Source organism: Streptomyces sp. NPDC001985, assembly GCF_040296845.1.
GTDB lineage: Bacteria > Actinomycetota > Actinomycetes > Streptomycetales > Streptomycetaceae > Streptomyces.
Genome location: NZ_JBEOYB010000004.1, coordinates 41,933 through 62,194, shown reverse-complemented (window position 1 = coordinate 62,194; position 20,262 = coordinate 41,933). Strand labels below are relative to the sequence as shown.

At 71.4% G+C, this 20,262-nt stretch carries 18 protein-coding genes and 1 CRISPR repeat array; of the genes, 7 read left to right on the top strand and 11 right to left on the bottom strand.

Annotation, left to right across the window (positions count from 1 at the left end):
- Positions 1-81 precede the first annotated feature (81 nt).
- The gene (locus ABT122_RS02615) at positions 82-273 is read left to right on the top strand and encodes an antitoxin (protein ID WP_351544168.1); all 192 of its coding nucleotides are present in this window, start codon (positions 82-84) and stop codon (positions 271-273) included.
- Positions 274-524: 251 nt separating this feature from the next.
- Here the strand turns inward: ABT122_RS02615 and ABT122_RS02610 are convergent, their stop codons facing one another.
- Entirely contained in the window at positions 525-1,040 is a 516-nt protein-coding gene (locus ABT122_RS02610) for a pyridoxamine 5'-phosphate oxidase family protein (RefSeq protein ID WP_351544165.1), read from the bottom strand.
- Positions 1,041-1,263: 223 nt separating this feature from the next.
- On the opposite strand from ABT122_RS02610, the gene ABT122_RS02605 reads away from it, so the two are divergent.
- Positions 1,264-4,254 (top strand): bifunctional [glutamine synthetase] adenylyltransferase/[glutamine synthetase]-adenylyl-L-tyrosine phosphorylase, encoded by a 2,991-nt coding sequence (locus ABT122_RS02605; protein ID WP_351544163.1) that lies wholly within the window; start codon positions 1,264-1,266, stop codon positions 4,252-4,254.
- Positions 4,255-4,426: 172 nt separating this feature from the next.
- Here ABT122_RS02605 and ABT122_RS02600 read toward each other — a convergent pair whose 3' ends face one another.
- Positions 4,427-5,035, bottom strand: a complete 609-nt coding sequence (locus ABT122_RS02600) for a TetR/AcrR family transcriptional regulator (protein WP_351544160.1) — start codon at positions 5,033-5,035, stop codon at positions 4,427-4,429.
- Between the two features lie 90 nt (positions 5,036-5,125).
- On the opposite strand from ABT122_RS02600, the gene ABT122_RS02595 reads away from it, so the two are divergent.
- Together ABT122_RS02595 and ABT122_RS02590 are read left to right on the top strand one after the other, a co-directional pair.
- The gene (locus tag ABT122_RS02595) at positions 5,126-6,694 is read left to right on the top strand and encodes an amidohydrolase (RefSeq protein ID WP_351544158.1); all 1,569 of its coding nucleotides are present in this window, start codon (positions 5,126-5,128) and stop codon (positions 6,692-6,694) included.
- A gap of 59 nt (positions 6,695-6,753) precedes the next feature.
- Positions 6,754-8,004, top strand: coding sequence for an acyl-CoA thioesterase/BAAT N-terminal domain-containing protein (locus ABT122_RS02590; RefSeq protein WP_351544155.1), 1,251 nt, complete (start codon positions 6,754-6,756; stop codon positions 8,002-8,004).
- Positions 8,005-8,260: 256 nt separating this feature from the next.
- A CRISPR array of direct repeats spans positions 8,261-8,777; the repeat unit is 28 nt; unit sequence GGACCACCCCCGCGTGCGCGGGGACCAC.
- 119 nt (positions 8,778-8,896) lie between these two features.
- Here ABT122_RS02590 and ABT122_RS02585 read toward each other — a convergent pair.
- On the bottom strand, positions 8,897-9,250 hold the full coding sequence (locus tag ABT122_RS02585) for a DUF397 domain-containing protein (RefSeq protein ID WP_351544152.1): 354 nt from the start codon (positions 9,248-9,250) through the stop codon (positions 8,897-8,899).
- Entirely contained in the window at positions 9,247-10,065 is an 819-nt protein-coding gene (locus tag ABT122_RS02580; RefSeq protein WP_351544149.1) for a helix-turn-helix domain-containing protein, read from the bottom strand. The genes ABT122_RS02585 and ABT122_RS02580 overlap by 4 nt, the downstream gene beginning before the upstream one ends.
- Before the next feature lie 120 nt (positions 10,066-10,185).
- On the opposite strand from ABT122_RS02580, the gene ABT122_RS02575 reads away from it, so the two are divergent.
- Together ABT122_RS02575 and ABT122_RS02570 are read left to right on the top strand one after the other, a co-directional pair.
- Positions 10,186-10,422 (top strand): hypothetical protein, encoded by a 237-nt coding sequence (locus tag ABT122_RS02575; RefSeq protein ID WP_351544146.1) that lies wholly within the window; start codon positions 10,186-10,188, stop codon positions 10,420-10,422.
- Positions 10,419-10,859, top strand: a complete 441-nt coding sequence (locus tag ABT122_RS02570; protein ID WP_351544143.1) for a hypothetical protein — start codon at positions 10,419-10,421, stop codon at positions 10,857-10,859. Before ABT122_RS02575 ends, ABT122_RS02570 begins: the two co-directional genes overlap by 4 nt.
- Positions 10,860-10,907: 48 nt before the next feature.
- Here the strand turns inward: ABT122_RS02570 and ABT122_RS02565 are convergent, their stop codons facing one another.
- Entirely contained in the window at positions 10,908-11,444 is a 537-nt protein-coding gene (locus tag ABT122_RS02565; protein WP_351544140.1) for an RICIN domain-containing protein, read from the bottom strand.
- Between the two features lie 413 nt (positions 11,445-11,857).
- Here ABT122_RS02565 and ABT122_RS02560 point away from each other — a divergent pair, with 413 nt between their 5' ends.
- Positions 11,858-13,054, top strand: coding sequence for a serine hydrolase domain-containing protein (locus ABT122_RS02560; RefSeq protein ID WP_351544137.1), 1,197 nt, complete (start codon positions 11,858-11,860; stop codon positions 13,052-13,054).
- Between the two features lie 65 nt (positions 13,055-13,119).
- Here ABT122_RS02560 and ABT122_RS02555 read toward each other — a convergent pair whose 3' ends face one another.
- From ABT122_RS02555 to ABT122_RS02530, 6 genes are all read right to left on the bottom strand, one after another.
- Entirely contained in the window at positions 13,120-14,013 is an 894-nt protein-coding gene (locus ABT122_RS02555; RefSeq protein ID WP_351544438.1) for a phosphatase PAP2 family protein, read from the bottom strand.
- 110 nt (positions 14,014-14,123) lie between these two features.
- Positions 14,124-15,218, bottom strand: a complete 1,095-nt coding sequence (locus ABT122_RS02550) for a LacI family DNA-binding transcriptional regulator (RefSeq protein WP_351544134.1) — start codon at positions 15,216-15,218, stop codon at positions 14,124-14,126.
- A gap of 1 nt (position 15,219) precedes the next feature.
- A complete protein-coding gene (locus ABT122_RS02545) occupies positions 15,220-16,821 on the bottom strand; it encodes a glycoside hydrolase family 13 protein (protein ID WP_351544132.1) in 1,602 nt (533 codons plus the stop codon).
- Between the two features lie 157 nt (positions 16,822-16,978).
- Complete coding sequence (locus tag ABT122_RS02540; protein ID WP_451068063.1) at positions 16,979-17,884, bottom strand: sugar ABC transporter permease; 906 nt, start codon at positions 17,882-17,884, stop codon at positions 16,979-16,981.
- Between the two features lie 5 nt (positions 17,885-17,889).
- Positions 17,890-18,831, bottom strand: coding sequence for a carbohydrate ABC transporter permease (locus tag ABT122_RS02535; RefSeq protein ID WP_351544130.1), 942 nt, complete (start codon positions 18,829-18,831; stop codon positions 17,890-17,892).
- An 89-nt stretch (positions 18,832-18,920) separates the two neighbouring features.
- Positions 18,921-20,219, bottom strand: coding sequence for an extracellular solute-binding protein (locus ABT122_RS02530; protein ID WP_351544127.1), 1,299 nt, complete (start codon positions 20,217-20,219; stop codon positions 18,921-18,923).
- Positions 20,220-20,262: the final 43 nt, after the last annotated feature.

The window sequence follows — 20,262 nt, the reverse complement described above, 5'->3', positions numbered from 1 at the left end:
GCCGCGGCTCCCCGGGATGCGGAGTCCGGGGTGTGCGGTGACCCTGGAGACGTGGGGGAAACGCGGTGAAAGGGATGACCCATGTCCGTGATGGACAAGCTCAAGCAGATGCTCAAGGGCCACGAGTCCCAGGTCGACAAGGGGGTCGACAAGGCGGGAGACGCCGTCGACTCCAAGACCCAGGGCAAGTACAGCCGCCAGGTCGACACCGGTCAGGACAAGCTGAAGGACCAGTACGGCACGGGCCGCAAGGACCAGCCGCCACAGGTCTGACCCGGCCGGTACGGCCCCGGCGACAGCGACAGCGGCGGCGCCCGCCCGCGCGGCCCGGACAGCGGCTGCCCGGCCCGGATCACCGGCGAGAGCCGGGAGCGGTGACCGGAGGGCGACCGGTGAGCGACAGGAGGTGCCGGCGGGCGGTGACCCGCCGGCACCTCCTCCGCGCCGGCACCTCCTCCGCGCCGGCACCTCCTCCGCGCCGGCGCTCCTTCGCCTCCGCGCCCCTCCGCGTCAGCGCGCGGCCACTACGGCCGGGTGAACCGCCAGCGGGTCTGGGCATAGGGCGCCTTGGCGAATCCGAAGGCCGTGCGCGGCTCCACCCGGAACACCAGGGCCCGGCCGCCGTCGCCCACGAAGGCGCCGTCCCGGACCTCGAAGGTCCACTCCTCGCCGTACTTCCCGAGGAACGCGGCGGCCACCTCCCGCAGCCGGGCCTCGTCCGTCAGCGCGACCGCCTCCCCCTCCACCACCAGGTCGAACCCCTCCCTCAGGGTGTCGGTGCCGGTGGTGAGCACCACCTCCCGGTTCTCCCGGAGGTTCAGCGCCTTGCGCTCGTCGGGCCCGGTGCAGAAGTGCAGCGCTCCGTCCAGCCAGACGGCGATCAGCGGGGTGACATGCGGGCGGCCGTCCGGGCGTACCGTCGACAGCCAGAAGACCTCCGCCGCCGTCAGCCGCCCGACCGCGCCGGACCACCCCTCGGCCGCCGCCCCCTCCTCGCTGTAGCGGGCGTCCAGTTCGGTGCGCGGGGCTGTCTCCGTCATGGTCGTGACCTCTTCCTCGAAAGCGCGGTGCCGGCGTCGTGCCGCCGTGGTGCCGACCGCCGGAGCGGCCGGTACTCATCGCTCCAGGGATGATCATTTCGTTCGGCGGGGCCGCCCTGCGGCTAGTCTCGGTCCCACGGGCCTTGATCGCAGGACGGGGCGCGGTGCGCGAGACACGGGACGGGTGATGCGGCACCCCTCCCAGAACGAGGAGACGGCGACCATGACGGCGGCACCCGGGCGCAGGAGCAGTACCTTCACACGGCTGCTGCGGCACGGCTTCACCGACCCCGGTGTCGCCGAGCGGCTGCTCGACCTCCCCGACATGGCGGCCGTCCACGACGACGCGGTACTGCTGGAGGCGCTCGGCGCGGTCGCCGATCCCGATCTCGCGCTGCGCAGCCTGGTCCGCCTGGTCGACGCGGAGCGGGAGGCCGACCGCCGCGTACTCCTCGACACCCTCGTCACCGCGAAACCCCTGCGCGACCGGCTCCTCGGCGTCCTCGGCGCTTCCGAGGCCCTCGGCGACCACCTCGCCCGCCACCCCGGCGACTGGCAGGCCCTCACCACCTGGGAGTCGGTCGATCTGCACCCCGGCGTCGCCGAGTTCGAGCAGGGCCTCGCCGGTGCCGACGACCCCGTGTCGCTGCGGATCGCCTACCGGCGCTGTCTGCTCGCCATCGCCGCGCGCGACGTCTGCGGCACCACCGATGTCGCCGAGGCCGCCGCCGAACTGGCCGACCTCGCCACCGCCACCCTGCGCGCCGCCCTGGCCATCGCCCGCGCCGCCGCGCCCGAGGACGCCGCGCTCTGCCGGCTCGCCGTGATCGCGCTCGGCAAGTGCGGCGGCCATGAACTCAACTACGTCTCCGACGTCGATGTCGTCTTCGTCGCCGAACCGGCGGGCGGCGCCGAGGAGAACCCCGCGATCCAGGCCGCGACCCGGCTCGCCTCCCATCTGATGCGGATCTGCTCCGAGACCACCGTCGAGGGCACCATCTGGCCGGTGGACGCCAATCTGCGCCCCGAGGGGCGCAACGGCCCCCTGGTGCGCACCCTCTCCAGCCATCTCGCCTACTACCAGCGGTGGGCCAAGACCTGGGAGTTCCAGGCCCTCCTCAAGGCCCGGCCCGTCGCGGGGGACCCCGCACTCGGCGACGCGTACATCGACGCCGTCTCCCCGCTCGTCTGGCAGGCCGCCGAGCGGGAGAACTTCGTCCCCGACGTCCAGAAGATGCGCCGCCGGGTCATCGACAACATCCCCGCCGCCGAGGTGGAACGGGAGCTGAAGCTCGGACCCGGCGGGCTGCGGGACGTGGAATTCGCCGTCCAGCTCCTCCAGTTGGTGCACGGGCGCAGCGACACCACCCTGCGCAGCGGCTCCACCCTGAAGGCCCTCCAGGCGCTGGCCGCCGGCGGCTATGTGGGCCGCGCGGACGCCGGACAGCTCGACGAGGCGTACCGCTTCCTCCGCTCCATGGAGCACCGCATCCAGCTCTACCGGCTGCGCCGCACCCACCTCGTCCCGGAGGAACCGGCCGATCTGCGCCGGCTCGGGCGCTCCCTCGGCATGCGGATGGACCCCGTCTTCGAGCTGAACCGCGAGTGGCGCCGGCACGCCTCCGTCGTGCGCCGGCTGCACGAGAAGCTCTTCTACCGGCCGCTCCTCGACGCGGTCGCCCAGCTCGCGCCCGGCGAGGCCCGGCTGAGCACCAAGGCCGCCGGGCAGCGACTGGAGGCCCTCGGCTACGCCGACCCGGCCGCCGCCCTGCGCCATCTGGAGGCGCTCGCCTCCGGCGTCACCCGCAAGTCCGCCATCCAGCGGACGCTGCTGCCGGTGCTGCTCGGCTGGTTCGCCGACTCCGCCGACCCGGACGCCGGGCTCCTCGGGTTCCGCAAGGTCTCCGACGCGCTCGGCAAGACGCCCTGGTATCTGCGGCTGCTCCGCGACGAGGGCGCGGCGGCGGAGAATCTCGCGCGGGTGCTCTCCGCCGGACGGTTCGCCCCCGACCTCCTGCTGCGGGCCCCCGAGGCGGTCGCCATCCTGGGCGACCCCGGCGGGCTGAAGCCGCGCGGCCGGGAGCACCTGGAACCGGAGATCCTCGCGGCCGTCGGCCGGGCGCAGACCGCCGAGGCCGGGGTCGCGGTGGCGCGCGGGGTGCGGCGGCGGGAGCTGTTCCGGACCGCGGCCGCCGACCTCATCGGCTCGTACGGCACCGAGGAGAACCCGGCGCAGACGGACACGGGCGCCCTGGTCGACCAGGTCGGCAACGCCGTCACCGACCTCAACGCGGCGACACTCGCCGGCGCGCTGCGGGCGGCGGTGGGGGAGCAGTGGGGCGACCGGCTGCCGACCCGGTTCGCCGTCATCGGGATGGGCCGCTTCGGCGGCCACGAGCTGGGGTACGGCTCCGACGCGGATGTCCTCTTCGTCCACGAGCCGCGCGAGGGCGACGACGAACAGGAGGCGCGGAACGCCGCGAACGCGGTGGTCACCCAGATGCGGCGGCTCCTCCAGCTCCCCGCCGCCGACCCGCCGCTGCTGATCGACGCCGACCTCCGCCCGGAGGGCAAGAGCGGCCCGCTGGTCCGCACCCTCGCGTCGTACGAGGCCTACTACCGGCGCTGGTCCCTCGGATGGGAGGCGCAGGCGCTGCTGCGCGCCGAGCCGATGGCGGGGGACCGGGAGCTGGGTGCCCGCTTCATCGAGCTGATCGACCCGCTGCGCTATCCCCTGGAGGGGATCGGGGAGGACGCGGTACGGGAGATCCGCAGGCTGAAGGCCCGGATGGAGTCCGAACGGATGCCGCGCGGCGCCGACCCCACCCTGCACACCAAGCTCGGCCGGGGCGGGCTCAGCGATGTGGAGTGGACGGTCCAGCTCATCCAGATGCGCCACGCCTGGGCCGAACCGGGCCTGCGCACCACCCGCACCCGCCGCGCCCTGGCGGCGGCGCACGCCGCGCGGCTGATCTCCACGGAGGACGCGCAGATTCTGGACGAGGCGTGGGTGCTGGCTTCGCGGGTGCGGAACGGGGTGATGCTGGTGCGGGGCAGGGCGGGGGACACGTTTCCGTCGGACGGGAGGGAGTTGGCGGCGGTGGGGAGGTATCTGGGGTATGAGCCCGGGCATGTGGGGGACATGCTGGACGACTACCGCCGCACCACGCGCCGCGCCCGCGCGGTGATGGAGAGTCTCTTCTACGACGCCTGACCCCGGGACCCCGCTCCACAGGACCGGGCAGCCCGGACCGGTCCCGCGTCCGGGGACGGCCCTGTGCGACACGAGACCCGCACGGTGCGGGTCCGGGGCGGGGGCCGGCCCCCGAGCCCCCGCTCCTCAATCGCCGGAGGGGCTGGATGGCGCGCCTCGGCTCGGCGGCGGGTCACGGGAGCAGCAGCTCCCGGAAACCCCGGACACAGGCACCGAGCGCCAGCTCGAACGCGGCCTCCGCCCGCCCCTCCGGCTCCGCCTCCAGCGCCCGCACCAACCCCGGCACCCTCCCCCCCTCCTCCCCCAACTCCCACATCCCCTCCGGCCCCGCCCCCTCCAGCGCCGCCCCCAGCACCACGTTCTCCAGCGCCACAATCACCCGCATCACCTCTCCCACCCGAAACCCCGCCCCCAGCAGCACCCCCACCACCGCCTCGTACTGCGCCAGCACCCTCGGCGCCCGCACCGGGGACGCCAGCAGCAGCGGGATCACCCTCGGGTGCGCCGCGAAGGCCGCGCGGTAGGAGCGGGCCCAGGCCGGCAGGGCCTCGTCCCAGGGGAGCGTCCCGAGCATCGACGCGTCGATCGCCTCGCACACCCGCTCCCGCAGCAGCTCGACGATCCCCTCCCGCCCGTCCACATGGTGGTAGATCGACCCCGTCCGCACCCCCAGCCGCCGCGCGATCTCCGGCACGCTGAACCCGCCCGTCCCGTCCACCTGCCGCAGCGCCTCCGTGGTGATCCGCTGCCGGTCGATCAGTGCTGTGCGCGGCCGTCCCATGGTGTTTCTCTCCCCGCCGACTCTTCCCCGCTGCGTCCCCCGGAGGTTACATTGCCAAAACCGAAACCCTTTAGGTTTATGGAGTGAACCGTGCCCACAGCCGACCTCGTCCTGACCGGCGCCAGGGTCCGCACCCTGGACCCCGGCCGCCCGTACGCCTCCGCCGTCGCCGTCAAGGACGGGCTGATCGCCGCCGTCGGCGACGAGCGCGATGTACGGGAGTGGCGCGGCCCCGGCACCGAGACCGCCGACCTCGCCGGCGCCCATCTCACCCCCGGCTGGACCGACGCCCACAGCCACCCCGTCTGGGGCCTGGAGCTGGCCACCGGCACCGATCTCTCCGCCGTCACCACCCTGGCGGAGCTGAACGCCGCGCTCCGTGCCGCCCCCCGTGCCGACGGCTGGATTCTCGGCCACGGCCTCGACCACAACGCCTTCGAGGGCCGCCCCCTCCACCACTCCCTCATCGCCGGCGCCGTCGACGGCGCCCCCGCCCACCTCCGCCTGTACGACGGCCACTCCGCCCTCGTCAGCGAACGGGCCCTGACCCTCGCCGGCATCGAAGGACCGCGCGCCTTCGACCAGCGGGCCAGCGTCGTCTGCGACAGCGACGGCCGCCCCACCGGGCACCTCGTCGAGTCCGCCGCCATGGACCTGGTCGCGCCCCTGCTCCCCGGCACCCCCGAGGCCGAGCGCGGCGACCGCCTCGTCGAACTCCTCACCGCCATGGCCGCCACCGGACTCACCTCCGCCCATGTGATGGACCTCGACGGCGACACCCTCCGGCTGCTCACCTCCGTGGAGGAGAAGCGCGAACTCCCGCTGCGCCTGCGCCTCGCCCCCTGGTGCATGCCCGGCGCCGGCCCCGCCGAACTGGGCGGACTCGTCGCGCTCCAGCGCGAGCGGGGCCGCACCTGGCGGGTCGGCGGGGTGAAGTTCTTCATGGACGGCACCGTGGAGGGCGGCACGGCCTGGCTGGAGCACGCCGACTGCCACGGCGAGGGCACGGACGCCTTCTGGCCCGACCCCGCCGCGTACAGCACGGCGGTACGGGTCCTGCACCGCGCCGGGGTCGCGACGGCGACCCACGCGATCGGCGACGCGGCGGTACGCCATGTGCTGGACACCGTGGAATCCCTCGGCCCCACCGGGCCGCGCCACCGGATCGAGCACATCGAGACCGTCCCGGACGGGCAGCTCGGCCGGTTCGCCCGGCTCGGGGTGAGCGCCTCGATGCAGCCCCCGCACGCCGCGTACACCCGGACCGACCACACCGACGAGTGGTCGAAGCGGCTCGGCGCCGAACGGGCCTCCCACGCCTGGCGTCTGCGCGACCTCCGCGACGCGGGCGCGGTCCTGGCGCTCGGCTCCGACTGGCCCATCGCGCACTTCGACGCCCGCCAGATCCTGGCCACCGCCCGCACCCCCCGGGGCGCCGCCGCCGGCCCCGGCCTCACCGGCCAGGAGGCCCTGGAGGGCCTCACCACCCACGCCGCCGTCGCGGCGGGCGAACAGCACATCGCGGGCCGGATCACCCCCGGCCACCGCGCCGACCTCACCGCCCTCGCCATCGACCCCGTGGCGGCGGACGCCGACGAACTCGGCGACGCGCCGGTGGTGCTGACGGTGACCGCGGGGAGGATCGTGCACCGGGCCTGAGCAGCGTGATCACGTGATGGTCCCTTCCTCGCCCGGTCGCCCTGGCGCAGAATCCCGCCATGGGATTCAGGGGAGCCAAGGGGCTGCTGGGACTGGTCGCGCTGGCTCTGCTGGCCACCGGCTGCTCAGCCGGGGAACAGAAGCGCGCCGCCGCGGCCATCGAGGTGGACAGGCCCGTCACCCTCGTGGACGAAGCGGTGCGGATACGGATCACCGGGCTGAACGCGGGCGAGAGGGTGACCGTCACCGCCGAGGCGGACGACAGGGCGGGCACCTGGAAGGGGGAGGCCCGCTTCACGGCGGACCGGCGGGGCGTGGTCGACCTCACCCGGGCGAAGCCGCTCTCGGGGACGTACGCGGGTGCCGACGGGATGGGGCTCTTCTGGTCCATGGAGGCGCCGCCCGGAGGCGAGTCCAGAAGGTCGTTCGAGCAGCTCTTCCCGGAACAGGAGAGGGACTTCACGGTCCTGCTGTCGGCCACCGGGGACGACCGGCCCGCCGCCCGGCGCGAGATCACCCGCGTCCGGATGGCCGAGGGGGTCGGCTCGCGTGCGCTCCTGCTGAAGCAGGACAAGGTCGCCGGGCGGCTCTACCAGCCGCCGCAGGGCACCCCGAAGCGGGCCCCCGTACTGATCTTCGGCGGGTCCGAGGGCGGCGGGGACTACACGCGCCCCGAGGCCGCGCTCCTCGCCTCGCGCGGCCACCCCACGCTCTCCCTCTGCTACTTCGGCTGCGACGGCCTCCCGAAGGAGCTGGCGAACATTCCCCTGGAGTACTTCGCCGAAGGGGCCCGCCTGGTGGCGAGGCAGCCCGGGGCGAAGCCCGGCGGGGTGGTGGCCATCGGGGCCTCCCGGGGGACGGAGCCGGCCCAGTTGCTGGCCCAGTACTACCCGGACGTCGTCCGCGACGCGGTCGTGTTCGCACCGACGGACCAGATCGTGACCGGCTTCCCCGACATGTCGAAGCCCGCCTGGCTGCGGGGCGGGAAGCCCTTCCCCGAGGGGTTCCCGATCCCGTACGACCAGGTGCGCGGAACGGTCCTCGCGATAGCCGGGGGGAAGGACACGCTGTGGGACACCCGTAAGTCCTCCGAGTCGATCGCCGCCCGCCGGGGTACCGCGGAGCCGCACCGCGCCCTGATCCACCCCGGGGCGGGCCACGCCCTGAACTCGTACCCGCACACCCCCCGGAGCACGTTCTCGTGGGCGGCGGACCTCCAGGACTTCATCTCCATGGGAGGGAGCCGCCCGGCGGACGCGAAGGCCCGCGCACAGGCGTGGCCGGAGGTCCTGCGGGTGCTGACCCGCTGAGCCCCCTGCGGGGGGCTTGGCCCGGGGGGCCTTGTGCCTGAGCCCCGGGTTCCGGGAGCCCTTCGCCTCCCACCCACCCGCCCAAGGCTGTGGTGGAGGTCCACCCCCGCAGCCGCGGGGACCACCCCCCGCACCCCCTTGCAGCGGCTTCTGGACGGGACCACCCCCGCGTGCGCGGGGACCACGCCGAGCACCACTGGCGGGCCGTTCTCCACGGGGGACCAATCGCCTCCAGGGTGATCATCTTGGCGTAGCCGGGACCACCCCCGCGTGCGCGGGGACCATTCGACGTCGGCGTCAGGGCTGGTGGAGAAGGTGGGACCACCCCCGCATGCGCGGGGACCACAAGGTTCTGACCAGCGTCGATATGACGCTGGCGGGACCACCCCCGCATGCGCGGGGACCACCCTTGCGCACGGTGATGTCGGAGACGCCGTGTGGGACCACCCCCGCGTGCGCGGGGACCACCAGCAGGAGAAGCTGGAAAAGGCCATGGACAAGGGACCACCCCCGCGTGCGCGGGGACCACTCAACCGTGAGCTGGAACCCCACGGACTGCGGCGGACCACCCCCGCGTGCGCGGGGACCACATTCCGTCTGCTGCGTCGCCCCGGTAGCCGAGCGGACCACCCCCGCGTGCGCGGGGACCACGGCCTCCGGAGTGGGCGCGGGCACGTCCCCCGGGGACCACCCCCGCGTGCGCGGGGACCACGCGCGGAGCGACTCCGCGAGATTGTTCCCCGGCGGACCACCCCCGCGTGCGCGGGGACCACACTTCGCCACCTGCGGTTTTACGCAGGCCAGGCCCCGATTCTCTTTACTTCCTGAGCATCGGGCATTGCACACCTTCCGGTGCTTCCCGGACAGGTACCCCCGACAGCGGGCCCCACCCTCAGGTGAACTCACCCTCGCGTACCGCCGTGACGAAGGCCGTGAACGCGGACGGCGCCAGCATGAGCGCCGGGCCGTGCGGGTCCTTGCTGTCGCGGAGAGGGACGACATGGGTGATGCCTTCGCCTACCTCAAGGCAGTTTCCACCGTTGGTGCTGTGGCTGCTCTTGCGCCAGGTCACCGGCAGGGTGCTCGCGCCGACCTCAACGCAGTTCCCGCCATTGTTGGCGCTGTAGCTGCTCTTGCGCCAAGTGACTGGCAGGGTGCTCGCGCCGACCTCGACGCAGTTGCCGCCATTGCTACTGCTGTAGCTGCTCTTGTGCCATGCGACGGGCAACTCGCTCGCGTGGATCATTGCTTCAGTCCTTCCAGGTGCGCGCCGATCAACTCGGCTGACGCCTCGGGAGACAAGGCTACGGCTCTGAGCAGATCATAGGCACGGGCCGCCGCATCCACCTCTGCCGCGTCGAGAGCGATGCGGCCCTGGGAGAAGCCGTCCACATAGAGCACGTCCGGATCTTCCTCGAAGCCCAGGATTTGGAAGGCGCCGGCAAGGGCGGCATGAACGGGAACGCTCCGAGGGATCACCTGAATCACAGTGCGGGACTCCCTGCCCGCTTCCAGGAGGCGCTGAAGCTGGGCTTGCATGATCGCCCTCCCACCGACGTGCCTGAGCAGCACATACTCCTCCATGATGAACCAGAGCCTGGGCGGGACCTCCCGTTCGAACAGTCTCTGCCGACTTATGCGAGCCGCGACCAAGTCCTCAGCGTCCACCGCGTCGCCCGTACTCACGATCGCTCGTGCGTACTCCTCCGTTTGCAGCAGTCCAGGCATGACGAGGTTCTCGAACGAGCGGACAGACGTCGCATCCGGCTCCAACTCGATGTACGGCAGAAACCACGACGGGTACGCATGGTGAATCACCAGCGGGTACAGCCTCCCGAAGTGCCCCCCGGTCCCCAGCGCGGCATCAAGATCCGTCGCCAGCTCCTCCGACGGCACCCGCTTCGCCGCCTCGATCTTGCTGATCATCGATTGCGTCGTATGCGCCGCCCTCGCCAATTTCCCCTGCGACATCCCCACCTCAGTTCGAATCCGGCACAACTCGCACCCGAAGAAAGCGAGCAACGACCTCGTCGGGTCCGGTCCATCGGTCTCAGCGGTCACGCGCGCACCCGCCTCTCATGACTCTCGGCCTGTCATGGCGCCACACCTGTCGCGCCACCACGCGCAGAGCGACTCTAGAACTACAAAGAGTCATGTGTCCGGAGAAAGGTGCAGAAAGACATGACAAAGGGAACTCCCTATGAACCGACCGCAGGTGACGTTGTCAGGGACGCGGCCGGAAAGCGCATTGGCCGCGTCATGGGCCGGGTCGGCGGGCGTATCCAGCTCCGGCCGCTCAATGGCGGACGGGAATGGGACGCCCTTCCCGAGGACCTGACCCCCGCCGTCCAGTCCGACGCCATGAGCGCGGCCGTCGCCGAGGCCAACGCGCAGAGCCGCTGGGGGGCGGTCAAGTGACGGAGCGGGCTCCCGTGCGCCGGATCTGCGGGGCGACCATCACCCTTCCCCTGCGGCTGCTCGTCCTGGCCCTGGACATCACCCCCGCCGAGCAGGGGCATCCGCTCGAAGTGGTGACCCGGCTCCGCTGCGGGCTCGAAGAGCACCCCGACGGGCCGCATTTCGACCTCGTGCGCGAATTGGACGACGCGAGCCGGGGCGAGGTCTGGACCTGGTGGGACGAGGGCCGCAGCCCCGAAGCCGTCGGGCTTCTCCCCGACTGCCCCGCCGACAACGGCGAGGCGGCCGGCGCGAACGACGCCTGTGCGCTCTTCGATGGGCACTTCGGCGCGCACAGCTTCGCCTTCGTCGATCCGGAGTACGAGGCCGTCCTCGCCTCCCTCGAATTCGCCGAAGCCGAAGCCGAAGCCGAAGCTCACCTCCCTCACCCTCGCTGAATCGAAAAGGGGTGGTTCTCCGCGCATCCCGGAGAACCACCACCACTCCTATCGCCACTTCTGGTGGCCCTTCCCGTTGCAGTCCCACTGGAACGCCCCCACCCCGTCCCCGAACCCGCCACCATAAATCTCCAGGCACTTTCCGGAGTTGTGGTTGACGATGGTCCAGGTGCCGTCCCCATTCGGGGTGATCCGCCACTTCTGCCAGTTCACCCCGCTGCATGTGCGCTGGGCGACACCCACCCCATTGCCCAGACCGCCCCCGCGCACCTCTATGCACTTGTCCGAGTGGAGGTTCCTCATCTCGGTCGGTGTGCCGCCCACGGTGTTCAGCCAGCGCTGGTTGGCCCCGCCGTCGCACGACCACTGGAAGGCGCCCACGCCGTCCCCCGTACCGCTGCCGTGGATCTCCAGGCACTTGCCGGAGTTCTGGTTGACCCATGCCTGGGGGCTCCGGGGGGAGGGGGACGGGCGGTCGGCCGGGGCCGCCGTCGCCGTCGCCGTGGAGGCCGCCGCCAGGAGAAACGCGGTGGCCGCCGCCGTCGGGAGATGCCTCATGGCGCGCCGCTTCATGCCGGGATTCATGCCTGCTCCTCTAATCCTCTGATCCTCCGGGACAGGCGCATCCTTCCCATGTCAGACACCATCACCCGTTCTCCGGATGAACTGTCCGAAACCATTGGATTATGTCCACCGAGGGCTTCTTGACGCACACGTCCCCTCGGTCCCGGTAGACGCCGGAAGCCGGTCTCCCGGGGGAGCCCCTTTCCGCCAGAGCGGCGCTCAGCCGCAGGCCAGGGCGCGCGCCTTGCGCCGTACGCCCGCGCGGCCCGAGCACTCGTGCATGCACCAACTACTTCCGGCCAACGCCCGCCGCCCTCTCAACTCCCCCACCCCCCTCCTCGGTCATCCCGGGTGACTCCGGTTCACCGGAACCCCCCGCCGCACCGCGCGAACCACAGCGCGGCGGCTTCGAGACCACCCATGAGGAGCACCCCATGACCACGTCCCGAATAACCCGCACGGGCATCGCCGGACTCGTCGCGGCGGCGGTCGCCGCCGCCGCGTTCACGGTGCCCGCGCAGGCCGCCGACACCCCGAACGGGTCGAAGGGGCACGAGGCGACACAGAAGGCCATCGAGGCACTGGTCAAGGACGGACTGCCCGGGGTCACCGCCGGCGCGGTCGACAGGAACGGGGTCTGGCAGGGGACCGCCGGGCTCGGGGATGTGAGGAAGGGCAAGGCGCGCGGGAAGGACGACCGGTTCAGGATCGGCAGCGTCACCAAGACCTTCGTGTCCACCGTGCTGCTCCAGATGGAGGCCGAGGGCAGGCTCGACCTCGACGACTCGGTGCACCAGCACCTCCCCGGCCTGGTGCGGGGCAACGGCAACGACGGGCGGAAGATCACCGTACGGCAGCTGCTCAACCACACCAGCGGGCTCTTCAACTACACCAGCGACCCCGCGTTCCAGCAGCGCAACCTCACCGGGCCCGGCTTCCTCAAGCACCGCTACGACACCCACGCGCCCCGCGATCTGGTGCGGGTCGCCCTCGCGCACAAGCCCGACTTCGCGCCCGGGGAACGGCACGCGTACTCCAACACCGGATACATCCTCGCCGGGCTGATCATCGAGAAGATCAGCGGCGACAGCTACGAGGACCAGGTGCGCCAGCGCATCATCAAGCCCCTGGGGCTGCGCGCCACCACCCTCCCCGGGAACAACCCGCACATGCCGGGCCCCAGCTCCCGCGACTACTCCACGCTGAGCCGCGACCCGGCGGCCACCACCATCCATGACGTCACCGCGAACAACATGTCCTGGGGGTGGGCCGCCGGGGACATGATCTCCACCACCGGGGATCTGAACCGCTTCTTCAGCTCGCTGATGCGGGGCAAACTGATGCCGGAGAAGCAGCTCAAGGCGATGAAGACCACCATCCCCGTCCCCGGTGACGACTTCTACGCCGGCTACGGCCTGGGCATCTACACCGTGCCCAACAGCTGCGGCAAGGAGCTGTGGAGCCACAGCGGCGGCACCATCGGCTCCGGGACCGAGGCGGTCACCACCGCCGACGGCCGTCACACGCTGACGACCAATGTGAACTTCCCCGTCATGGGCGGGGCCGTCGAGGCCGAGTTCTGCGGCAACACCGCGAGCAAGGACCTCAAGCGGCCCGCGCCGCTCCTCTAGGGAGAACCCGGGGCCCCGCCGGCGATCCGGCGGGGCCCCGATGGCACACAGGAGCGGGGGAGCGGTTACGCCTCCGCCGGGCGCAGGCCCCGCCGGCCCGTCTCGCGCTCCGGGAGCCTCGGGAGCTGGTGCGGCAGCGCCGCGTACCAGGCGTACGAGACCGCGAAGCCGAAGGCCAGACAGATGATCCCGCCCACCGCGTCCAGCCAGAAGTGGTTCGCCGTCGCCACGATCACCACCAGGGTCGCCGCCGGGTAGAGCAGGCCCAGCACCTTCGCCCAGGGCGTCGCCGCCACCGCGAAGATGATCAGACCGCACCAGAGGGACCAGCCGATGTGCATCGACGGCATCGCCGCGTACTGGTTCGACATGTTCTTGAGGTCGCCCGAGGCCATCGAACCCCAGGTCTCGTGGACCAGCACCGTGTCGATGAAGTTCTGCCCGTTCATCAACCGAGGCGGTGCGAGCGGATACAGATAGTAACCGACCAGGGCCACGCCTGTGGTGGCGAAGAGCACCAGACGTCCCGCCGCGTAGCGGCCCGGGTGCCAGCGGTAGAGCCACACCAGCACACCGATCGTCACGATGAAGTGCAGCGTGGCGTAGTAGTAGTTCATCGAGACGACCAGCCATGTCACCGAGTTCACGGCGTGATTCACCGATTCCTCGAAGGCCAGGCCGATCGACTTCTCGAAATCCCAGATCCAGTCCGCGTTCCGCAGCGCCTGGGCCTTCTGCTCCGGCACCGCGTTCCGGATCAGCGAGTACGTCCAGTAGCTGATCGCGATCAGCAGGATCTCGAACCATATCCGCGGGCGGCGCGGCGAGCGCAGCGCCCTCAGGCGCGCGAGCCGCCCCGGCGGCGCGGTGCCCGCCCGGTCCCCGGCGTCCTCGTCCACCATGGGTGAGGGGGTGGTGGCCGTCCGGCCTTCCATAGTTTTCACGGTCGTTTCACCCATGGGACGAAAGTCTGCCAGATGCTCGCCCACCCACTGATCATCCCTCGGTCCCGTCCTCGCCGCACCCGCTCCCCCTCAAGGACGACCCCGGCCCCTCCTCGCGTCGGGGCTCAGGCCCGTCCGCCCGCGCCGGGGCCCGAGGCCGTGGAGCCCCGGACCACCAGCTCGGGCATGAAGACGAACTCGCCGTACGTCGGGGCGGCGGCCCCGTCCGAACCCGTAGGGGCCAGATTGCCCTGGATCTCCTCCAGCAGCGTGCGTACCGCGGCCTGGCCCATCGCCGGTACCGGCTTGCGGACGGTCGTCAGCGGCGGGTCGGTGAAGGCGATCAGCGGGGAGTCGTCGAAGCCGACCACCGAGATGTCGTCGGGGACCTCCAGACCGCGCTGGCGCGCCGCCCGGATCGCCCCCAGCGCCATCATGTCGCTGGCGCACACCACCGCCGTACAGCCCCGGTCCATCAGCGCGGACGCCGCCGCCTGGCCGCCCTCCAGGGTGTACAGGGAGTGCTGGATCAGCTCCGCCTCGACCACCGCCGGGGCCAGGCCGAGCTGGTCGCCGACCACCTGGACGAAGCCCTCGATCTTCCGCAGCACGGGGACGAAGCGGCGCGGGCCCAGCGCCAGACCGATCCGGGTGTGCCCCAGGGACACCAGATGGGTCACCGCCAGCTTCATCGCCGCCCGGTCGTCGGGGGAGATGAAGGGCGCCCGCACCTTCGGGGAGAAGCCGTCGACCAGGACGTACGGCACTCCCTGGGCGCGGAGCTGCTCATAGCGCTGCATATCGGCGGTGGTGTCCGCGTGCAGACCGGAGACGAAGATGATCCCCGCCACCCCCCGGTCCACCAGCATCTCGGTCAGCTCGTCCTCGGTGGACCCGCCGGGGGTCTGGGTGGCGAGCACGGGGGTGTAGCCCTGGCGGGTCAGCGCCTGCCCGATCACCTGCGCCAGCGCCGGGAAGATCGGGTTCTCCAGCTCCGGTGTGATCAGTCCCACCAGGCCCGCGCTGCGCTGGCGCAGCCGCACCGGGCGCTCGTAGCCGAGGACGTCGAGTGCGGCCAGCACGGCCTGCCGGGTGGTCGCCGCGACGCCGGGCTTCCCGTTCAGGACACGGCTCACCGTCGCTTCGCTGACACCCGCCTGGGCCGCTATGTCTGCCAGTCGTGCGGGTGCGGTCACAGGTGTGGACTGTACCGGGCGCATCTCAGACTGCCCACCAGACGCAGGTCTCGCCCGGGACGCGGACACGCGCGCCGGTGGACTCCAGCGGCGCCGAGGAGAGCAGCGGACGCCCCGGGGCCGGCATCTCGGCCGCCTCACCCAGAGTGTTCAGGGTGCAGACCAGACCGGCGCGGGCGAAGGCCAGCACCCCGTCCGGGGCCGCCAGCCACTCCATCGCGCCGTCGCCGAGGCCCGGCAGCTCCTTGCGGAGCGCGAGGGCCGAGCGGTACAGCTCCAGCGTGGAGCGCGGGTCGCCGCTCTGGGCCTCCACCGTGAGGGCCGCCCACTCGGCGGGCTGCGGCAGCCAGCTCCCGCCGGGGCCGAAGCCGTACGGCGCCTTGGCGCCCGACCACGGCAGCGGCACCCGGCAGCCGTCCCGCAGCCCGTCCTGGCCGTCGCCCCGGAAGAACGCCGGGTCCTGGCGGGCCGCCGCCGGCAGCTCCGTCACCTCCGGCAGGCCCAGCTCCTCGCCCTGGTAGACATAGGCCGAGCCGGGGAGCGCCAGGGTGAGCAGCGCCGCCGCCCGCGCCCGGCGCAGCCCCCGCGCCCCGCCGCCGTACCGCGTGGTGTGGCGGACGACATCGTGGTTGGAGAGCACCCAGGTCGTGGGCGCCCCCACGGAGGCCGTCGCCGCCAGCGACTCGTCGATGACCCGGCGCATCGCCGCCGCGTCCCAGTCGCTGGTGAGGAACTGGAAGTTGAACGCCTGGTGCAGCTCGTCGGGGCGGACGTACAGGGCCAGCCGCTCGGAGGTCGGGGCCCACGCCTCGGCGACGCCGATGCGCTCGCCTTCGTACCCGTCGAGCAGGGTGCGCCAGGAGCGGTGGATCTCGTGGACGCCGTCCTGGTCGAAGAAGGGCAGCACCTGCGCGCCGATCAGCTTCGCCTGCTCGCTCAGCCCGATGTCGGGCAGCCCCTCGGCCTTGACCATGCCGTGGGCGACATCGATCCGGAATCCGTCGACCCCCAGGTCGAGCCAGAACCGCAGGATCGACTCGAACTCCTCGCGCACCTCGGGCCGGTCCCAGTTGAGGTCGGGCTGCTCGGGGGCGAAGAGGTGCAGATACCAGTCCCCGGCGCCGGTGCGGGTCCACGCCGGGCCGCCGAAGACGGACTCCCAGTCGTTCGGCGGCAGCTCGCCGCCCGTGCCCCGGCCCGGACGGAAGTGGTACAGCTCGCGCTCCGGCCCGCCCGCGAGCGCGGAACGGAACCAGGCGTGCTGGTCGGAGGTGTGGTTGGGCACGATGTCGACAATGATCCGCAGCCCCAGCCGATGGGCCTCCGCGATCAGCTCCTCCGCGTCCGGCAGGGTGCCGAACAGCGGGTCGACGGCCCGGTAGTCGGCCACGTCGTAGCCGCCGTCGGCCTGCGGGGACGCGTAGAAGGGGGTCAGCCAGACCGCGTCCACGCCCAGGTCCGCGAGGTGCGGGAGCCGCTCCCGCACGCCCCGCAGATCACCGATGCCGTCGCCGTCGCTGTCCGCGAAGGAGCGTACGTACACCTGGTAGATGACGGCGTCCCGCCACCAGCCCGCCGGGTGGGCGGCGGACTGGTCACGGAGGGTGGGAGCGAGCTCCTGGGTCATGTACGTTCCCTTGCAAGTCGTCAAATACATGGTGGTGCCAGCGGGTATGGGGACTTTCTCCCGCAGATCCCGCAGACTGGGATCTTTGCCCGGTACGCGCACGGTCGACGCGCCCCCGCCGCACCTTCCGGGCGCGGCGCGCGGGACCGCGCCGGGCTCAGCCCTTGGTGCCGCCCGCCGTGAGACCGGCGACGAGGTGTTTCTGCGCGAAGAAGAAGAGCAGCCCCGCCGGGACCATGATCAGCACCGAGGACGCGGTCATCAGACCCCACTCGGCGCGGTGCGGGCCGACGAAGGTCTGGAGGCCCACGGCGAGCGTGTACTTGGTCTCGCTGCTCATGAACTGGGTCGCGAAGGCCACCTCGCCCCACGCGGTGAGGAAGGTGTAGAACGCGGTCACCGCCAGACCCGGCCGCGCCAGCGGCACGATCAGCCGCCAGAAGGTGCCGAAGGGGGTGAGCCCGTCGACCCGGCCCGACTCGTCGATCTCGGTCGGGATGGTGTCGAAGTACCCCTTCAGCATCCAGGCGCAGAACGGCACCGACACCGAGCAGTAGGTGATGATGAGGCCGCCGTAGCTGTCCAGCAGTCCCAGCGCGCCGAGGATGTTGTAGAGCGGCACGATCAGCACCGCCACCGGGAACATCTGGCAGACCAGGAACGTCCACATCAGGGACTTGTGCCCGGGGAAGCGCATCCGGGAGATCGCGTAACCGGCGCTCGCCGAGATCAGCACCCCCACCAGCATGGTGCCGGCGGCGATGACCACCGAGTTCAGCATCCAGGTGAGGAACTCCGTCTCGCCCAGCACATGGCTGTAGTTGGCGAGTGTGAAGCCCGACAGCTCCATGGGGCGCGTCCAGCCGCGCTCGCCCCGGATCGACACCAGGAAGATGAAGACGATCGGGAAGAGCGCGATCAGGGTGGCCGTGACGAGGGTCGCGTGCAGGGCGATGGAGGCTCCCCGGGAGCGCTCCTCCCTGCCGCGGGTCCGGGGCACGGCCCCGGCGCGGCTCCGGGCCGGGGCCCGCTCGGCCGGGTGCGGGGCCGGGGCCTTGTCCACGGTGGTCACTTGGCGGCCTCCTGGCGCTTGAGCATGCTCCGGTAGAAGACGGAGAAGACCAGGAGCAGCGAGAGAATCACGATTCCGTAGGAGGCGGAGCCCGCGTAGTCCCGCACTCCCTGGAAGGCGAGGCGGTAGGCGTAGGTCACGAGGATCTCGCTCTCGGTGCCGCCGGCCTGTCCGATCACCAGGAAGATGATCGGGAACATGTTGAAGGTCCAGATGGTGCCCAGCAGCACGATGGTGGAGCTGACCGGCCGCAGACCGGGCACCGTCACATTCCGGAACCGCTGCCAGGGCGAAGCGCCGTCCATCTCGGCGGCCTCGTGCAGCTCGCGCGGGATGGACTGGAGCCCGCCGAGGATCGCCACCATCATGAACGGCACACCCAGCCAGGTGTTGACGGCGATGACCGAGAGCTTCTGGACGAAGGGGTCGCCGAGCCAGTCGACCGGGCCCATCCCGACCTTGGCCAGCAGTTCGTTGAGGACGCCGTTGTTGGCGTTGTACATCAGCTTCCAGGCGAACGCGGCCACGAACGCCGGGACCGCCCAGGGCAGGATCAGCAGCACCCGGTAGAGCGAGCGCCCGCGCAGCCGCCGGTTGAGCAGCAGCGCGAGTCCGAGCCCGATCGTGTAGTGCAGGAAGACACAGCTCGCGGTCCAGACGACGGTCCACATCAGCCGCGGATAGAACGAGCCCTCCTGGCCGGAGAGGATGTTCCAGTAGTTCTCCAGGCCGACGAACTCATAGGTCGCCGGGACCGTGAAGTCACCGATCGTCCGGCCGATATTGGCCTCGTTGGCGTCGGTGAAGGAGAGATAGACGCCACGGCCCAGCGGATAGCCGACGAGCACGGCGAGGACGACCACCACGGGCAGGACCATGGCCCACGCGTACCAGTGGGTGGCGAAGGACCTTCTGGTCCTGACTATGAGGGTGCTCATCTTTCTCCGATGTGCGTCTGGCCTGCGGAAGAAGGAGGTTCGGTCCGGCCGGCGGCGCGGGGGGCGCCGCCGGCCGGACCGGGGTGGCCTCAGCCGGTCGTCCAGTCCTTCAGGAGCTTGCCGTTCCACTCCTTCGCCAGCGCGTCCAGCCCGTCCTTCGGGGAGACGTCGCCGCGCAGGATCTTCACGTAGTGCTGGTCGAAGGCGACGAAGAGATCACCGACACCGGGGATGACCGGCCGGGACCTCGCGATCGACAGCGCCTGCTGGAACGCCTTCTTCGCCGGGTCCGCGGTGACCTCGGCGGTGTACGCCGACTTCCGCGTCGGGAGCGTGTTGATCTCCTTGGCGGTCAGCTCCTGGCTCTTCGCCGAGGACATGAACTTCACGAAGAGGTAGGAGGCGTCCTTGTTCCCGGAGCCCCGGTACACCGAGTAGTTGTGGCCGCCGATGGGGGCCGCGGCCTTGCCGCCCGCGCCGCCCGGGACATTGGCGATGCCCAGGTTGTCCTTGTCCTTGAAGGCGTCGCCGGCGTAGCTGTCGGAGACCGACCACGGGCCGTTGAGGATCATGGCGACCTTGCCGTCCTTGAAGGACGTCTGGGCCGCGACGTAGCCGTCGGTGGTGACGGGCTTCAGGGCGACCGCGGGGTCGGCCAGTTCGAGAGCGGTCTCCATCGCCCTGACGCCCGCGGCGGAGTTGACGGTGATCTTCTTGCCGTCGACATCCAGCATGTCCGCGCCCTCGCCGTAGAGGAACGGCAGCGAGAAGTAGCCCTCGGGGTTGAGCTGGGTGCCGGTGACCCCGGTCTTCTTCTTGATGGTCTTCGCGGTGGCGATGAACTCGTCCCAGGTGGCCGGGGGCTTCCCGATCCCCGCCTCCTTGAAGAGCTTCTTGTTGTAGAGCAGCCCCAGGGTGTCCGTGACCTGCGGGACGCCGACCGTCTCGTCCTTCCACTTGGCGGTGGAGAGCGGCCCGGGGAGGAAGTCCTCGACGCCGTCGAGCGCCGGGGTGCCGTCGAGCGGCTGGAGATAGCCGAGGTTGGCGAACCCGGCGGACCAGCCGACATCGGTACGGATGACATCCGGCGCGCCCTTGCCGGACTGGGCGGCGGTCTTGAACTTCTGCTCCGCCTGGTCGAACGAGACCGAGGTCCGGTTCACCTTGATCTTCGGGTACTCGGCCTGGAACGCGGCGACGAGTTTGTCGTACGTCGGGCCCTCGGCCTCGTTGGACGTGTCCCACCAGGTGATGGAACCGGAGACGCTCTTCGGGTCCTCGGCCGCCTGCTTGCCGCTGCTGTCGCCGCCGCCCTCGCCGCCGCCGCAGGCGGTGGCGGTGAGAGCCAGTACACCGGCGATGGCGGCGACCGTTATGCCCTTGCGCATCATGATCTCCTCATTGAGGTCAGGCCCTGCCTGTCCTCGGGCC

Excerpts from the sequence above, each read along its gene's own strand:
- ABT122_RS02605 (WP_351544163.1), top strand. The coding sequence starts at position 1,264 with ATGACGGCGGCACCCGGGCGCAGGAGCAGTACCTTCACACGGCTGCTG.
- ABT122_RS02610 (WP_351544165.1), bottom strand. The coding sequence starts at position 1,040 with ATGACGGAGACAGCCCCGCGCACCGAACTGGACGCCCGCTACAGCGAG.
- ABT122_RS02530 (WP_351544127.1), bottom strand. The coding sequence starts at position 20,219 with ATGCGCAAGGGCATAACGGTCGCCGCCATCGCCGGTGTACTGGCTCTC.
- ABT122_RS02545 (WP_351544132.1), bottom strand. The coding sequence starts at position 16,821 with ATGACCCAGGAGCTCGCTCCCACCCTCCGTGACCAGTCCGCCGCCCAC.
- ABT122_RS02560 (WP_351544137.1), top strand. The coding sequence starts at position 11,858 with ATGACCACGTCCCGAATAACCCGCACGGGCATCGCCGGACTCGTCGCG.
- ABT122_RS02555 (WP_351544438.1), bottom strand. The coding sequence starts at position 14,013 with ATGGGTGAAACGACCGTGAAAACTATGGAAGGCCGGACGGCCACCACC.
- ABT122_RS02615 (WP_351544168.1), top strand. The coding sequence starts at position 82 with ATGTCCGTGATGGACAAGCTCAAGCAGATGCTCAAGGGCCACGAGTCC.
- ABT122_RS02535 (WP_351544130.1), bottom strand. The coding sequence starts at position 18,831 with ATGAGCACCCTCATAGTCAGGACCAGAAGGTCCTTCGCCACCCACTGG.
- ABT122_RS02590 (WP_351544155.1), top strand. The coding sequence starts at position 6,754 with ATGGGATTCAGGGGAGCCAAGGGGCTGCTGGGACTGGTCGCGCTGGCT.
- ABT122_RS02575 (WP_351544146.1), top strand. The coding sequence starts at position 10,186 with ATGACAAAGGGAACTCCCTATGAACCGACCGCAGGTGACGTTGTCAGG.
- ABT122_RS02600 (WP_351544160.1), bottom strand. The coding sequence starts at position 5,035 with ATGGGACGGCCGCGCACAGCACTGATCGACCGGCAGCGGATCACCACG.
- ABT122_RS02565 (WP_351544140.1), bottom strand. The coding sequence starts at position 11,444 with ATGAATCCCGGCATGAAGCGGCGCGCCATGAGGCATCTCCCGACGGCG.
- ABT122_RS02585 (WP_351544152.1), bottom strand. The coding sequence starts at position 9,250 with ATGATCCACGCGAGCGAGTTGCCCGTCGCATGGCACAAGAGCAGCTAC.
- ABT122_RS02550 (WP_351544134.1), bottom strand. The coding sequence starts at position 15,218 with ATGCGCCCGGTACAGTCCACACCTGTGACCGCACCCGCACGACTGGCA.